Origin of the sequence: Pseudomonas sp. Irchel 3A7 (assembly GCF_900187565.1) — a bacterium.
Lineage (GTDB): Bacteria > Pseudomonadota > Gammaproteobacteria > Pseudomonadales > Pseudomonadaceae > Aquipseudomonas.
This window is the reverse complement of the sequence record NZ_FYED01000017.1, coordinates 131,595-145,981: the sequence shown is the minus strand read 5'-3', so window position 1 is coordinate 145,981 and position 14,387 is coordinate 131,595. Positions and strand designations below refer to the sequence as shown.

Annotated in this window: 12 protein-coding genes; 6 read left to right on the top strand and 6 right to left on the bottom strand. The window is 60.4% G+C overall.

The window, feature by feature from the left end:
- Positions 1–47: 47 nt before the first annotated feature.
- From CKW21_RS25675 to CKW21_RS25655, 5 genes are all read right to left on the bottom strand, one after another.
- Positions 48–1,019, bottom strand: a complete 972-nt coding sequence (locus tag CKW21_RS25675; RefSeq protein WP_095196669.1) for a hypothetical protein — start codon at positions 1,017–1,019, stop codon at positions 48–50.
- A complete protein-coding gene (locus tag CKW21_RS25670) occupies positions 1,020–1,913 on the bottom strand; it encodes a neutral zinc metallopeptidase (protein WP_095196668.1) in 894 nt (297 codons plus the stop codon). It lies immediately after the preceding gene.
- A gap of 148 nt (positions 1,914–2,061) precedes the next feature.
- Positions 2,062–2,916: a neutral zinc metallopeptidase gene (locus CKW21_RS25665; protein WP_095196667.1), complete on the bottom strand. Its 855-nt coding sequence runs from the start codon at positions 2,914–2,916 to the stop codon at positions 2,062–2,064.
- A gap of 134 nt (positions 2,917–3,050) precedes the next feature.
- On the bottom strand, positions 3,051–3,884 hold the full coding sequence (locus CKW21_RS25660; protein ID WP_095196666.1) for an aldo/keto reductase: 834 nt from the start codon (positions 3,882–3,884) through the stop codon (positions 3,051–3,053).
- Positions 3,868–5,616 carry an FAD-dependent oxidoreductase gene (locus CKW21_RS25655; RefSeq protein WP_095196665.1) on the bottom strand — a complete coding sequence of 583 codons (1,749 nt, stop codon included), beginning with the start codon at positions 5,614–5,616 and terminating at the stop codon, positions 3,868–3,870. Before CKW21_RS25655 ends, CKW21_RS25660 begins: the two co-directional genes overlap by 17 nt.
- Positions 5,617–5,791: 175 nt before the next feature.
- Between CKW21_RS25655 and CKW21_RS25650 the strand changes: the two genes are divergently transcribed.
- From CKW21_RS25650 to CKW21_RS25635, 4 genes are all read left to right on the top strand, one after another.
- The gene (locus tag CKW21_RS25650) at positions 5,792–6,568 is read left to right on the top strand and encodes an IclR family transcriptional regulator (protein ID WP_095196664.1); all 777 of its coding nucleotides are present in this window, start codon (positions 5,792–5,794) and stop codon (positions 6,566–6,568) included.
- 242 nt (positions 6,569–6,810) lie between these two features.
- Complete coding sequence (locus CKW21_RS25645; protein ID WP_095196663.1) at positions 6,811–7,866, top strand: Gfo/Idh/MocA family protein; 1,056 nt, start codon at positions 6,811–6,813, stop codon at positions 7,864–7,866.
- A 2-nt stretch (positions 7,867–7,868) separates the two neighbouring features.
- Complete coding sequence (locus CKW21_RS25640) at positions 7,869–8,684, top strand: sugar phosphate isomerase/epimerase (protein WP_095196662.1); 816 nt, start codon at positions 7,869–7,871, stop codon at positions 8,682–8,684.
- 145 nt (positions 8,685–8,829) lie between these two features.
- Entirely contained in the window at positions 8,830–9,708 is an 879-nt protein-coding gene (locus CKW21_RS25635; protein ID WP_095196661.1) for a DMT family transporter, read from the top strand.
- Positions 9,709–9,833: 125 nt separating this feature from the next.
- On the opposite strand, the gene CKW21_RS25630 is transcribed toward CKW21_RS25635, so the two are convergent.
- Positions 9,834–11,171 carry an MFS transporter gene (locus CKW21_RS25630; RefSeq protein WP_095196660.1) on the bottom strand — a complete coding sequence of 446 codons (1,338 nt, stop codon included), beginning with the start codon at positions 11,169–11,171 and terminating at the stop codon, positions 9,834–9,836.
- 497 nt (positions 11,172–11,668) lie between these two features.
- Between CKW21_RS25630 and quiC the strand changes: the two genes are divergently transcribed.
- Together quiC and CKW21_RS25615 are read left to right on the top strand one after the other, a co-directional pair.
- Entirely contained in the window at positions 11,669–13,570 is a 1,902-nt protein-coding gene (gene quiC, locus CKW21_RS25620) for a 3-dehydroshikimate dehydratase QuiC (RefSeq protein WP_095196658.1), read from the top strand.
- Positions 13,571–13,672: 102 nt separating this feature from the next.
- Positions 13,673–14,347 carry a TetR family transcriptional regulator gene (locus tag CKW21_RS25615; protein WP_095196657.1) on the top strand — a complete coding sequence of 225 codons (675 nt, stop codon included), beginning with the start codon at positions 13,673–13,675 and terminating at the stop codon, positions 14,345–14,347.
- Positions 14,348–14,387 lie beyond the last annotated feature (40 nt).

The following is a 14,387-nucleotide window of genomic DNA, read 5'->3' as shown; positions in this document are numbered from 1 at the left end:
TGGGAGCGGGCTTGCCCGCGATGGCGTCAGATCAAACACCTAAAATCTTACTGCCCAAACAATGCTTTCTGCCCCTCCGGCGAGGTAAACATCCCATCCCCGTCATGTCCCACCCCGCGCACTTCGATCAGCTGCTGCTTCAACCCTTGCGGTTGCAGGCGCTTCAGATAATTGAAGTAAAAACGCCCCCGCGCCAATCGATTCGGGCCTTGTGCCTTGGCCTCGCAGCTTTTATCCAGCGCCGGGTGATTGGGGTCGGTGTCCTGTTGCCCCAGTAGATAAACAATGTCGCGCTTGAGGTATTTTTCCTGCAATTGCGCGGCACTTTGTCCTTCGGCATAGGCGGGCAAATCTGTCAGTCCGTACTTCCAGCGGTTGTAGTCCGGGCATCCGGCGTGATTGAAGGCCACCGGTCGCCGCTCATCGAAATACGCATAAGAAGACGGATTGGCGATGACGTAGCGCACCTGCACGCCAGCGGCCTGCACGGCGGGTTGATCGTGGCCCAGCAAAGCGTAGCGCTGAACCACTTGAGCACCACCGGAATGACCGGCGATCACGATTTGTTTCACATCCGGAAACTGCTTGCGATCACTCAAGCGGGCGACGATTTCGTCTAGTGCCTCGTAGGAGCTCAGACGAAACGGTGCGGTGGACTCACCGCCGGCCATCCATTCGTTGCCTTGCCAGCGTAAAACCGTCTCGGCCACCGGGTGCAGCGCGACATCGGCTTCATTGAGAAATTGCGGGGCGATCACCAGGGTCGATGCACTTTGCCCTGCCAGTTCTGCCGAGTGTTCGCCGCTTTTGAGGTAGGTTTGCGCATTGCGCAAGCGACCGTGGACGATGATCAATACCCGTTCGATCTTTGCCGGCGCGGGGCCGAGACCTACCGCCATTTCGCCGGATTTCAACAACAGACGTCCCGGGCTGAGCTCCTTGACCCCATGCTCGGTGGCCCAAGAATTTGTCAAAGGGCTTGCGCAAGTGAACAGCAACACCAACAACCATTTTTTCATTTACAGATTTTTCGCCGCAAAGGTATCGCACTGGCCAACCTGGCCTTGCGCGAATCCGGTTTTGAACCAGCGCACCCGTTGCGCCGACGTACCATGGGTAAACGAGTCAGGCACCACGCGGCCTTGACCCTGTTGCTGCAATCGATCGTCGCCGATGGCATTTGCCGCGTTCAGTGCTTCTTCGATATCACCCGGCTCCAGCCAGTTCAGTCGCTGCTGCGCATTGTTGGCCCAGACCCCGGCCAGGCAGTCGGCTTGCAATTCCTGACGAACCAGCAGGCCGCCATCGCCTTCCATTTGCCGGCCCTGCTGGCGGGCTGCCTGGATTTTCGCGGAAACGCCGAGCAAGGTCTGTACGTGGTGTCCGACTTCGTGAGCAATCACGTAGGCTTGGGCAAAGTCGCCGGCGGCCGCAAAGCGTTGTGACATCTCCTGGAAGAAACTCGTATCCAGATAGACCTTTTGATCCGCCGGGCAATAGAACGGACCCGTCGCCGACGTCGCCATGCCACAGGCCGAGTTGACGCGATTGCTGAACAGCACCAGGGTCGGGTCTTTATATTGACGACCGGCCTGCTGGAAAATCTGCCGCCAGGTGTCTTCGGTATCGCCGAGGATCGAACGGACGAATTCCGCCCCTTCATCATTGGCCGGTGGCGCCTTGCGGGTCTGGTTGGTGGCCGGTGCCGATTGCTCGCCCATCTGGCCCGTCAGCTCGCCGAGTATTTGCATCGGGTCCTGGCCGGTGATCCAGCCGATCCCGACAATCAGAAGGATCGCCGTCAGGCTCAGGCCCTTGCCGCCACCGAAGCGCATCCCGCCGCCCCCGCCGCCGACATCATCGCCACGGGCATCGACCACGTTGTCGCTGCGTCGGCCTTTTTTCCATAGCATGTGGGAATCCTCTTTCGTTCCAGGTAAAGAAGCGTGCGATGAGTGTTGCTGCTCAGGGGGAGCGGCGCCAGTCCGGTCGTCAGACAGCCTTGAGCGCTGCGGGTTCTGCGCAGGGTGTGATATCAGTGGTTTCGTTGATCGGCGGGTCCTACAGGTCTACGGCGGCGAAGGTGTCGCAAGCGTCTGTGCGGCCTGTGTCAAAACCGCTTTTGAACCAGTTCACGCGCTGCTGTGAGGTGCCGTGGCTGAATGTCTCTGGTCGCACGCCAGTGGTCTTGGAGCGTTGCAGGTAGTCGTCACCGAACACTGTCGCGGCATGCAATGCAGCCTCGATATCACCAGGTTCCAGCCAGTCCAGGCGCTGCTGCGCGTGATGTGCCCAGACCCCGGCCAGGCAATCGGCCTGCAATTCCCCGCGCACCTCCAGGCCTCCATCGCCAGTGGCGGGTTTCTTGTCCCGCAGGGCTTTTTCGAGCGGGTCGGAAAGTCCCAGTTCCAGCTGCACGTGATGGCCGATTTCGTGAGCGATGATGTAGGCCCGCGCGAAGTCGCCGACCACTGAGAAACGCTGCTCCAGCTGTGAGAGGAACTCCAGGTCGAGGTACAGCTGTTGATTGCTCGGGCAGTAAAAGGGGCCGATGGTGGAACTGGCAAAACCACATCCTGAACTGACGCCATCGTTGAACAGCGTCAGCGTGGGGGGCGGATAGCGCCGTCCTGCTTGTGCAAAAAGCTGCTCCCAGGTGTCTTCGGTCTCGCCCAGCACTGATTGAACAAACATCAGCTGCCGATCTTTTTCGGGCTCGATTGCGAGTGCGGCGGATGGGACAAGCTCCTGCGAGGAGGTTTTCGGAGTGTCGCCCAGCGTCGAGTAAAGTCCCGCGCTCGCCAGCGCGGCCACGGCCAGTCCGGCACCGAGGGTTTTCCCTGTGAGTGTGCGGGCATCCTTGCCCTTGCGAGTGTCGTTTACGTTGTCGCTGCGTCTAGCCTTGTTCCATAACATGTTTGCGGTCTCTCATGGGTTGATGGGGTATCGCCGGATCCATGAATAACTGCACAGGCAAAAATGGTGTGGGAAAAATGTGTAAGGGTAAGTAAGGCCACGATCGTCGCGGGACGGCCATGGCCATTTCCCGCTTACTGGTCGAACGCATCCCACACGGGGGCAAAGTCGGGGCTGACCTGACGCTCGCGCTTGGACAAGCCGGCAATCAAACGACGATCCTCATCATCCAGCTGCACGTCGAGTGCGGCGAGATTGGCCCGTTGATTGGCGTCGCTGCTGGCTTTGGGAATCGCCGCAACGTTCGGTTGGTCCAGCAACCATTTGAGCGCGACCTGGGTCGGCAGCACACCGTGTTTGGCGGCAATCTGTTGAATGACCGGGGTCTCTGACACCTTGTTACGGGCCAGTGGTGTGTAGGCTGTCAGCACCATGTCGTGTTGGCGGGCGTAGTTCAGCAAGGCGTTTTGTCCGAGCAGCACGTGGTATTCGACCTGAATCGCGGACAGTGGCGCGCCAAGCTCCTCGACGACTTTGCGCAGCAGCGGCAATGGAAAATTCGCCACGCCGATGTTGCGCGCCAGGCCTTGCTCCTTGAACGACACCAGGGTTTCGAGGGTGCGCGGCAGATCCCAGTCCGTGGCGGGCCAATGAATCATGAACAAGTCGACGTAATCGCTGTGCAGGGCCTTGAGGCTGCGGTCCATGGAATGGCGCATGGCGTCGGGTCGCAGTTGGTCCCACCAGACCTTGGTGGTCACGTGGATCTGTTCGCGAGGTGTCGGACTGTTCACCAGTGCCTGACCGACCGCGTCTTCGTTGTTGTAGGCCGCCGCCGTATCGATGTGCCGATAACCCAAGGCCAGGGCCTGTTCCACGGCACGGGTGCATTCGTCACCCAGCATCGGCCAGGTGCCGAGGCCGAGTTTTGGCATGTTCAATCCCTGTGCATTAACGATGTGCTGCATGGTCGATCTCCTGTTCGTAAGCGGTGATTCCTGCGATGTGGCGTGCGGCGATGTAGCCGAAGGTCAGCGCCGGACCGATGTTGATACCGCCGGCGGGGTAATGCCCACCCATGATGCTGGCCATGTCGCCACCCGCCGCGTATAGCCCGGCGATGGCTTGTCCCGAATCGTCGAGGACCTGGGCGTGCTGATTGACCTTGAGTCCGGCGAAGGTGCCGAAGCAGCCGGGCTCGACTTTCACGGCGTAGAACGGCCCTTGTTCGAGGGGGGCGACACAGGGATTGGGTTGCTGCGACGCATTACCCTGTTTGCGGTTATAGGGTGTCGTGCCACGACCGAACCGTGGGTCTTCGCCGTTGCGTGCATGCCGGTTGTACTCCGATACGGTGCTGCGCAAGCCGTCCGGATCGATGCCGCAGGCCGACGCCAATTCCTCAAGGGTGTTGCCGGTTTTCAGATAGCCACTGCGGATAAAGGATGACAGCGGCACGGGAAACGGCCGAGAGATGCCCAAACCATATCGCCGTTGAAAGGCATGGCTGCAGATCAGCCAGGAGGCGACTTCTTCGCCCGCCGGCGCCGCGGCGACCATCGCCGTCACGTAGTCGTAATAGCCGTTGGCTTCGTTGACGAAGCGCTGGCCGTTGCTCAATACACCGATGATCCCGGGCTTGCCGCGTTCGATGATGTGCGGAAAGTGACCCGTGCTGCCGTCGCTGTGCGGTACCCGGGAAACCGGGGCCCAGGCGACGGGGGATTGCAGGTCGGCATCCACTTGGGCGCCAACGCTTTCGCCCAGTCGCAGGCCATCGCCGGACACGCCGAGGGGTGGCAAGGCCAGGTGCTCCCGGCCGGTCGGTGTGCGCGGGAACAGTGCCTTGCGTCGTTCGACATCATTGGCGAATCCGCCCGCTGCGAGTACCACGGCCTTGCGCGCCTTGATGCGAACCGACCCTTTGGTGGTATTGATCACGGCGCCGCGCACCCGATTGTTCTCGCGCAGCAATTGGGTGACCGGCGCCGATTCCCAGAGCAACACGCCGAGATCGTCGGCGGATTTCGCCAGCCGCGCCACCAGTGCCACGCCGTTGACCAGTTGCATCGCCCGACCATGCACGGCGAGGTCGAGCAGGTGGCGGGTAAAACGCCGGGTGACATGCCAGGCTGCCGACAGCGAGCGGGTCAGGTTGAGAAACGCCGTGAGGTCTGTGCCGGCCATGATCGGCATGCCCATGAAGGACGTTTCGCGCATGGTTTTTCGCAGGCGCTTGAGTAGCTTGCCGACTTTTCGTGCGTCGTACGGTGCGGCGATCACCGAGCGTCCACCGGTGCCGGCGCCCGGCGTATCACCATGAATGTCGGCAATCGCATTGCCATCGGCGAATTGCAGCGAGGTGTGCTGTTCGAAGAACCCGACCATTTGCGGGCCGGCCTCCAGGAATGCGTTGATCATTTCCGGCCGGTAACGCTCGCCCAGTTCATGCTTCAGGTACGTGCGCGGCAACTCCACGTTTTCGACGATGCCGGCGCGCCGGGCCAGAGGATTGCACGGTACCCAGGCCCAGCCACCGGACCAGGCCGTGGCACCGCCGAACACCGGATCTTTTTCAACCACAATGACCTTCAGGCCATGCCAGGCCGCAGTCACCGCCGCTGACAACCCGGCCGCACCGGAGCCGACTACCAGCACATCGCAGTCAATGTCGGGAAGAACGTGCGGTTCGGCAGGCATTTTTCGAGCTCCAGCGTATTGTTGTTTTGGAATTTGGTTCCAGAAAATATAAGAGACGGATTGAAGCGAGCAAGGACTGGACGTATAAAGCGGGCGTTTATCGGACAGTCAGTTCCAGATTTCGCGTTCGGCGGGATGTCTTCTAGAATCGGCAAAATTTGCGTGGAAAGTCCCCATGGCCGGCAGTCAGATCGAACGTGTTTTCAGTGTGCTTGAAAGTCTCACCAGTGACCCTCGCGGCTTGCCGATGCAGGCCCTGGCGGAGCAGCTGGATATTCCAAAAAGCGCCACCCACCGCCTGCTCGCCGAGCTGATCCGCCTGGGTTACGTGCGGCAGAATCCAGAGAACCTGCGTTATCACTTGTCGACCAAACTGGTGGCGATGGGGTTCCGATACCTGTCGAGCAGTGGCGCCGACATCGTGCAACCGGTGCTTGATCGCCTGGCGCAGGAAACCGGCGAACTGGTGCGCCTCGGTGTGATCGAGGGCGAGCGGCAGACCTGGATCGCCAAATCCCAGGGCGCCCGTTCCGGTCTGCGGTACGACCCGGACATGGGCCGTGATGCGCCGCTGTTCTACACCGCTTCAGGACATGCCTGGCTGGCGTGCATGAGCGATGCCGAGGCCTTGTCGCTGGTCGAGCGCCAGGCGGCGGACCGGCCGCTGGAGTTGGGGCCGAATGCGCCGCGGTCCAACATCGAACTGCTTGAACGCCTGCGCCTGGCGCGGGAGCAGGGTTACGCCTGTGTCGAGGAAAGTTCGGCGGTGGGCACCTCGGCGATTGCCGCGGTGGTGCGCCATCCCGCTGATGGCCGGGTGATCGGCGTGCTCAGCATCGCCGGACCGAGCGCGCGCATGCCGGGGGCGCGGTTGCATGAGCTGGCGCCGCTGTTGTTGGCGTTTACCGAGGAGTTGTCGGCGGCGAGTCTGGCGTCGGAGTTGTTCAGCTGATCCAGCAAACGCTCCCTCCATTGTGGGAGCGAGCCTGCTCGCGAAGAGGGGGGACATTCAACATCTTTGTCGGCTGGCACTCCGCTTTCGCGAGCAGGCTCGCTCCCACAGTGGATCTGCGTGAGTCCGTAAAGCTGTGCGCTGTTCGAACACTATCTGCTGATGCTTGTTTCAGAATTTGGAACTCGGTTCTAAATTGTTGGGATTCACCCTTCCGACAATAACCACAAAAGGACCGCACCATGAGTTCGCCCCTTCGCATCGCTCTGATCGGCGCTGGCAACATGGGTCAGCAGCATTACCAGCATCTGAAATCCCTGGAGGAAGCCACCTTGTGGGCGGTGGCCGATCCCGGACCGCAAGCGGCACATCTCGCGGCGCTGTGGGGTGTGGCGTATTTCGCAGATCATTGTCAGATGCTGGAGCAGGCGAAACCGGACGCTGTCATCGTCGCCAATCCGAATAATCTGCACGTCAGCACTGCGCTCGATTGCCTCGCCGCTGGCGTTCCAGTGTTGCTGGAAAAACCGGTCGGGGTGCACCTGGACGACGTCCGCGAACTGGTGGCGACCTCGAAAGCCACGGGCGTTCCGGTGCTGGTCGGTCATCACCGTCGCCACAACCCGCTGATCACCCGCGCCCATGAACTTGTCCACAGTGGCGCCCTTGGTCGGTTGACCACGGTCACGGCACTCTGGCAGTTGCGCAAACCCGACAGTTATTTCGAGACCGCGTGGCGGCGCGAGGCCGGTGCGGGGATGTTGTTGACCAACCTGATCCACGACCTCGATCTGCTGCGGTACCTGTGCGGAGAAGTGCGTCAGGTTCAGGCCATTACCAGCAACGCGATACGCGGGTTCGCCAACGAGGATGGCGCGGCGGTGCTGCTGCAGTTCAACAACGGCGCGCTGGGTAGCCTGACCGGGTCCGATGCGGTCGCGGCGCCATGGAGTTGGGAGTTGGATTCGGGGGAGAACCCGGTGTATCCGCGCCAAGCTGATCAGCCCTGCTATATGCTGGCCGGGACCGGCGGTGCGTTGAGCATTCCGCAACTCAAACACTGGCACTATGCACAGGCCGATGGCGGCTGGCACGAACAGTTGCTGTCGACTCAGGAGCGCTTCAGTACGGAAGCAGCCCTGCGTTTGCAATTGCAGCATTTCGTGCGCGTCGCCCGTCGGGAAGTCGAGCCGCTGGTGAGTGTCGCCGATGCCGCTCGCACCCTGGCGCTGGTCGAGGCCATTCTCGAAGCCGCCGAAACCGGTCGCGCGTGCGCGCCGTCCCAGATCGAGGGCTGACCATGAGCGAACGCATCTTTTCCCTGGCCAGCCTGACCGTGCTGGAGTTGTCACCGCCCGACATGGTCGAGGTCGCGGCGCGAGCCGGTTACAGCCATGTCGGCTTGCGTCTGGTGCCGGCGACACCGCAGGAGCATCACTTTGCGCTGGTAGCGGATGTTGATCTGCGCCGCCAGACCTTGACGCGTCTGCGTGATACCGGCATTCGTGTACTGGATGTTGAAATCTTGCGGCTGAAACCGGACACCGTCGTCGCCGACTTCGAGAACATTCTGGCGGTCGGCGCCGAATTCGGTGCCAGTGAGCTGCTGGTGGCCGGTAACGATTCTGACGAGCAACGGCTGACGGACAACTTTGCCGAACTTTGTGATCTGGCAACGTCTTATGGTTTGCATCCGCATCTGGAGTTCATGCCTTGGACCGACGCGCGCAATCTTGAACAAGCGGTGCGCATCGTCGAGCACGCCGGGCGCGAAAATGGTGCGGTGCTGGTGGACGCGTTTCACTTCGATCGTTCGGGTTCGCGGCTGGAAGATCTGGCCAGGGTTGCGCCTTCACGGTTACGGTATGCGCAGTTGTGTGATGTTGCCGGGCCGCGGCCGGCGGACATGGCCGAGATCTTGCGTCAGGCACGCAACGAGCGACGTTTTCCCGGTGATGGCGATTGTGATTTGTCGGGGTTGTTGCGCTGCTTGCCGGCTAACCTTCCATTGAGCCTGGAGATTCCCACGGTGCAACTGCTGGAGCAGGGTGTGAGTGGGTTGGAGCGGGCGCGAATGGCTTTGGATAAAACCCGGGACTTGTTGGCGCGGATTTAACCTGCTGTTGTAGCGAGGGAGCTTGCTCCCGTTCGGCCGTGAAGCGGTCGTCGGTTGAAGTTACACCGCTGCATTGCAGGACTGCTGCGCAGTCCAACGGGAGCAAGCTCCCTCGCCACATACCGATTTCACTTTAGAGGCTTTCATGACCGTCAGCACCCCGCTTTCCGGCGTCAACAAGCCCTTCAAGGGGATTTTGCTGATCGTTCTCGCAACCTTCCTGTTTTCCAGCCATGACGCACTATCGAAATACCTGTCCGGGTTCTATCCGATTGTCATGGTGGTGTGGGCGCGTTACGTGGTTCACACCCTGTTGATGGCCGGGATCTTTCTGCCGCAATCCGGGCTGCGGGTATTGCGCACGAAGCGACCGCTGCTTCAGCTGATCCGGGCCCTGTGCCTGCTGGGCACCAGCCTGTTTTTCACCACCGGGTTGATGTACATCCCGTTGGCCGAAGCCACGTCGGTCAACTTCCTGGCACCGGTGCTGGTCACTGCGTTGTCGGTGCCGTTGTTGAAGGAGCGGGTGACGCGGGGGCAATGGCTGGCGGTGATTTGCGGGTTCATCGGGGTGCTGATCATCGTTCACCCCGGTGGTGATTTGTTCACGCCGGCAGTGTTGCTGCCGTTCTGCTCGGCGCTGTTTTTCTGCTTCTATCAGTTGCTGACGCGCAAGCTGAGCGAGATCGACAGCCCGACCACCAGTAACTTTTTTGCCGGGCTGTGCAACACCCTGGTGATGAGCGCATTGGTGCCGTTCTTCTGGCAGATGCCGAACCTGCTGCACGGCGCGATGATGCTGGCGCTGGGGGCCTGCGGGATGACGGCGCACCTGTTCCTGACCCAGGCCTTCCGTCTTGCGGCCCCGGCCCTGCTGGCGCCATTCAGTTACTGCCAGATCGTGTTTGCCGGCCTGCTGGGCTGGCTGCTGTTTTCCCACACACCGACCCTGACCACCGTGATCGGCATCGCCGTGATTTGTTGCAGCGGGCTGGCGGCGGCCTGGCAGCAAAGCCGTAAATAGAAGGTCATCGATAAAACTGTGGGAGCGAGCCTGCTCGCGAATGCGGTATGTCAGTCAACGTCTATGTTGAATGACAGTCCGTCTTCGCGAGCAGGCTCGCTCCCACAGGGTATTTCGCTGAACTTTTAGTCGGTGACGTTAGGAATCTTGCGCGGTGCCATGAAGTACATCCAGATCAGTGCGATGAAGTACATCGCCGGAATCATGGTGAACAGCACGGTGTAGTTGTTGTTGGTGATGGTCAGGATGTGGCCGACCAACTGGGTCATGAACATCCCGCCAATCGCCGCACACATGCCGCCGAAGCCGAACACCGTGCTCATCATGTGCTTGGGCGTGTAGTCCATCACCAGGCTCCAGATGTTTGCGGTCCAGGCCTGGTGCGCGCCGATGGCCAGGGAAATCGCGGCTACCGCGACCCACAGGTTGCTGGATCCGGCCGCCATGATCACGCCGATGATGCAGCAGGCGAACAGGAACATGGACATCAATCGAGCCTTGATCGGGTTGACCCCGCGGCCGATCAGGAACGAGGACAGAATCCCGCCGCCGACACTGCCGAAGTCGGCGGTCAGGTAAATGATGATCAGCGGAATGCCCATCTGGGTCACGTTGATGCCCAGGTTGTATTGCTGATTGAGGAACGGTGGCAGCCAGTACAGGTAGAACCAGAACACCGGTGCAGTGATCGAGTAGGCGAGGGCGAAGGCCCAGGTGCCGCGCATACGCAGGATTCGCGAAAAGGGTACGCGGGTTTGTTCCGGTTCGACTTCATTCTGGATGTAGTCCAGTTCCGACTGTTTGACGCTCGGGTGATCTTCCGGGTTGAAGTACTTCAAGCCCCAGAACAACAGCCAGATACCACCCAGTGCCGCCATGCAAAGAAACGCAGCTTGCCAGCCCCAGGCGTGCAGGATCAGCGGCAGCAGCATCGGCGTGAACATCGCACCGACGTTGGTCCCGGCGTTGAAAATGCCGGTGGCCACGGCGCGTTCGCCAGCCGGGAACCACAGGCGCGTGGTCTTCACGCAGGCCGGGTAGTTGGCGGCTTCGGTCAGGCCGAGAATGAAGCGGCAGACCATGAAACCAACCGCTGAAGTGGCCAGGCCGTGGGCGCCGGTCGCCAGGCTCCAGAGCAGCACGGCGCAGAAGAACACACGCTTGACGCCGACCCGGTCGATCAAACGGCCTTGCAGCACGAAACCGATGGCGTAGCCGACCTGGAACCAGAAGTTGATGTTGGCGTAGTCCATCGCCGTCCAGCTCATTTCCTTGGCGAGGATGGGTTGCATGACACCGAGGGCGGCGCGGTCGATGTAGTTCAGGGTGGTGGCGAAAAACACCAGCGCCAGCATGCCCCAACGGGTTTTGCCGACGGCCATGGCGCCGCGGATTTTGTCGCCGATGCCGCCAGTGGCGGCGCTCACGGCCGGAGCCATGCGAGAGCTTTGAGTAGGATTCATCTGGGCCATCCGTTCAATGACTGACAAGCGAAGCTCGTCTGGACTTCAAGGGCGCGTGATCAATCGATGGCGGTGGGCGCAGGACTGATCGGCTGGTTTCGTCGGCTGACGGGTTATTCAGCGAGCGGCACGCTGATGCCGGCGGTGCGCAAGGTTCGGATGGACGCCAGGCAGGGCGTAATGACGGCGGTTCGAGTGAGCAAGGCGGTGAATGAGCGCATGAGCGTATACCCGTTTTTTGAAATTTTTATGTGGTGTTCAGGGTCGTTATAACTGAGGCGGACGGTTCATGACCGGACTCAATGTGGTGTTGATGTTGCGCATTGAACAAAAAATCGTCAATTCGCCAAAGTCCATTGTGTTCGATAATCGCACGCAAAACTAACTGGGTAGTACACTTTAAATTGCTCATTGCACCGCCCAGCTCAATAATTCGCTCACTCTTTTAAAATCGGCGCAAATTCCCAGCAGCCGAAGCCTCCACCGGGAGTCGAAACATGCAGCGTTCCATTGCCACCGTGTCCTTGAGCGGTACCCTGCCGGAAAAACTCGAAGCCATCGCCGCCGCCGGTTTTGACGGTGTAGAGATTTTCGAGAACGACCTTCTCTACTACGACGGCAGCCCGCGAGAAATTAGACAGATGTGCGCCGATCTCGGGATCGCCATCACCCTGTTTCAACCGTTCCGGGATTTCGAAGGCTGCCGCCGTGACCGCTTGCCGCGCAATCTGGAGCGGGCCGAGCGCAAGTTCGACCTGATGCAGGAGCTGGGCACCGACCTGGTGTTGGTGTGCAGCAACGCTTCTGCCGACTCCATCGGTGATGAACAGATTTTAGTCGATGACTTGCGACTGCTGGCCGAACACGCTGGCGCGCGCGGATTGCGCATTGGTTACGAAGCTCTGGCCTGGGGTCGGCATGTGAACACCTGGCAGCAGGTGTGGAACATCGTCCGACAGGCCGATCACCCGAGCCTCGGTGTCTTGCTGGACAGCTTTCATACGCTGTCGCTCAAGGGCGATCCGAGTGCCATCGCCGAGATTCCCGGCGACAAGATTTTCTTCGTGCAAATGGCCGACGCGCCGATCCTGGCCATGGATGTGCTGGAGTGGAGCCGGCATTTCCGCTGCTTCCCGGGTCAGGGCGAGTTCGACTTGCCGGGCTTCCTTGCACCGATCATCAAGAGTGGCTACACCGGGCCGCTGTCGCTGGAAATCTTCAACGACGGTTTCCGCGCCGCACCGCCTCGGGCCAACGCCGCCGACGGTTTGCGTTCGTTGCTGTACCTGGAGGAGAAAACCCGCCAGCGTCTGGCGCAGGAAACCCCGGCGCCGACCAACGTCGACATCTTGTTCGAGACGCCAAAGGCCAGCGAGTACAACGGTATCGAGTTTCTCGAATTTGCCGTGGACGAAAGCCTCGGCGCCAAGCTCTCCCATTGGCTGGAGCGCCTGGGCTTCGTCAAGGCTGGCCAACATCGCTCCAAGAGCGTCAGCCTGCTGCGCCAGGGCGATATCAACCTGATCCTCAACTCCGAGCCTTACTCGTTCGGCCACAGTTTCTTTGAGGCGCACGGCCCATCGCTGTGTGCCACTGCCGTGCGGGTCAAAGACAGTGCCAGCGCCCTGGCGCGGGCCGTGGCCTACAAAGGTCAACCCTATCGCGGGCTGGTCGGTCCCAATGAGCTGGAACTCGCCGCCGTGCGCGCGCCGGATGGCAGCCTGATTTACCTGGTGGATCAGGAGAACGATGTCTACGGCACCGACTTCAACCTGTTGCCCGGCGCGGTGGCCAGCGGCGGCCTCAAGCGCATCGACCACATGGCCATGGCGCTGCCCGCCGACAGCCTCGACAGTTGGGTGCTGTTCTACAAGAGCCTGCTGGATTTCGAGGCCGATGACGAAGTGGTCCTGCCCGATCCCTATGGTCTGGTGAAAAGCCGCGCACTGCGCAGCCGGGACAGTTCGATTCGCTTACCGCTTAACATTTCCGAAAACCGCAATACCGCGATCTCACACGCGCTGTCGAGTTATCGCGGTTCCGGCGTGCATCACATCGCCTTTGATTGCGACGACATCTTCGCCGAAGTCAGCCGTGCGAAAGAGGCGGGGGTGCCGCTGCTGGATATTCCGCTCAACTACTACGACGACCTGGCTGCGCGCTTCGATTTCGACGATGAATTCCTCAGCGAATTGGCCTACTACAACGTGCTGTACGACCGCGATGCCCAGGGTGGCGAGCTGTTCCACGTGTACACCGAGCCGTTCGAGGGGCGGTTCTTCTTCGAGATCATCCAGCGCAAGAATGGCTATGCCGGTTACGGCGCAGCCAATGTCGCAGTGCGCCTGGCGGCCATGGCCAAATCCCGAAGTGGTGCCGTACGTCAGACAAAGTTGTAGGAAAATCGTAATCGCGTCGACAAACCGCTGCCGCACGGCTTCCTTCACTGTGCGGCGCGGCTCATAATCGCCAGCCTGTGCAGTGATGGCCGTGAGCCCGCAATGACAATGACTTCAGAACTCTCCGCAGCCCCCGAACAACCTGTCGAGCCGCGCAAGAGTCGCAAGAACAACCCGGAAAAAACCCGCGAGAATATCCTTCAAGAGGCGATTGTCGAGTTCGTTCAACAAGGTCTTTCCGGGGCGCGCGTCGATGCCATCGCCGAACGCATTCATACCTCCAAGCGCATGATCTATTACTACTTCGGCAGTAAGGAACAGCTCTACGTCGAGGTTCTGGAGAAGCTGTACGGCGATATCCGCAACACTGAAAACCGCTTGCACCTGGCCGAACTGGCCCCGGTGGAGGCGATTCGGCGTCTGGTGGAGTTCACCTTCGATCACCATGACCGCAACGTCGATTTCGTGCGCATCGTCAGCATCGAGAATATTCACAATGCCGAATTTGTGAAGCGCTCCGATGCGATCAAGGCAATGAACAACACCATCCTCGATTCACTGGGTGAGATTTTGCGTCGCGGTGCCGAACAAGGGGTGTTCCGCGCCGGTCTTGATCCGTTGGATGTGCATTTGCTGATCAGTTCGTTCTGCTTCTATCGCGTATCGAACCGCCACACCTTCGGCGAGATTTTCCAGATCGATTTGCCGGACGAACGCATCAAGCAGCGTCATCGCGAGATGATCTGCGAGTCGGTGTTGCGATATCTGCAGGCCTGACCGGGAACAGAGTGCTTACTGGAATTGATGGTTGGCACCG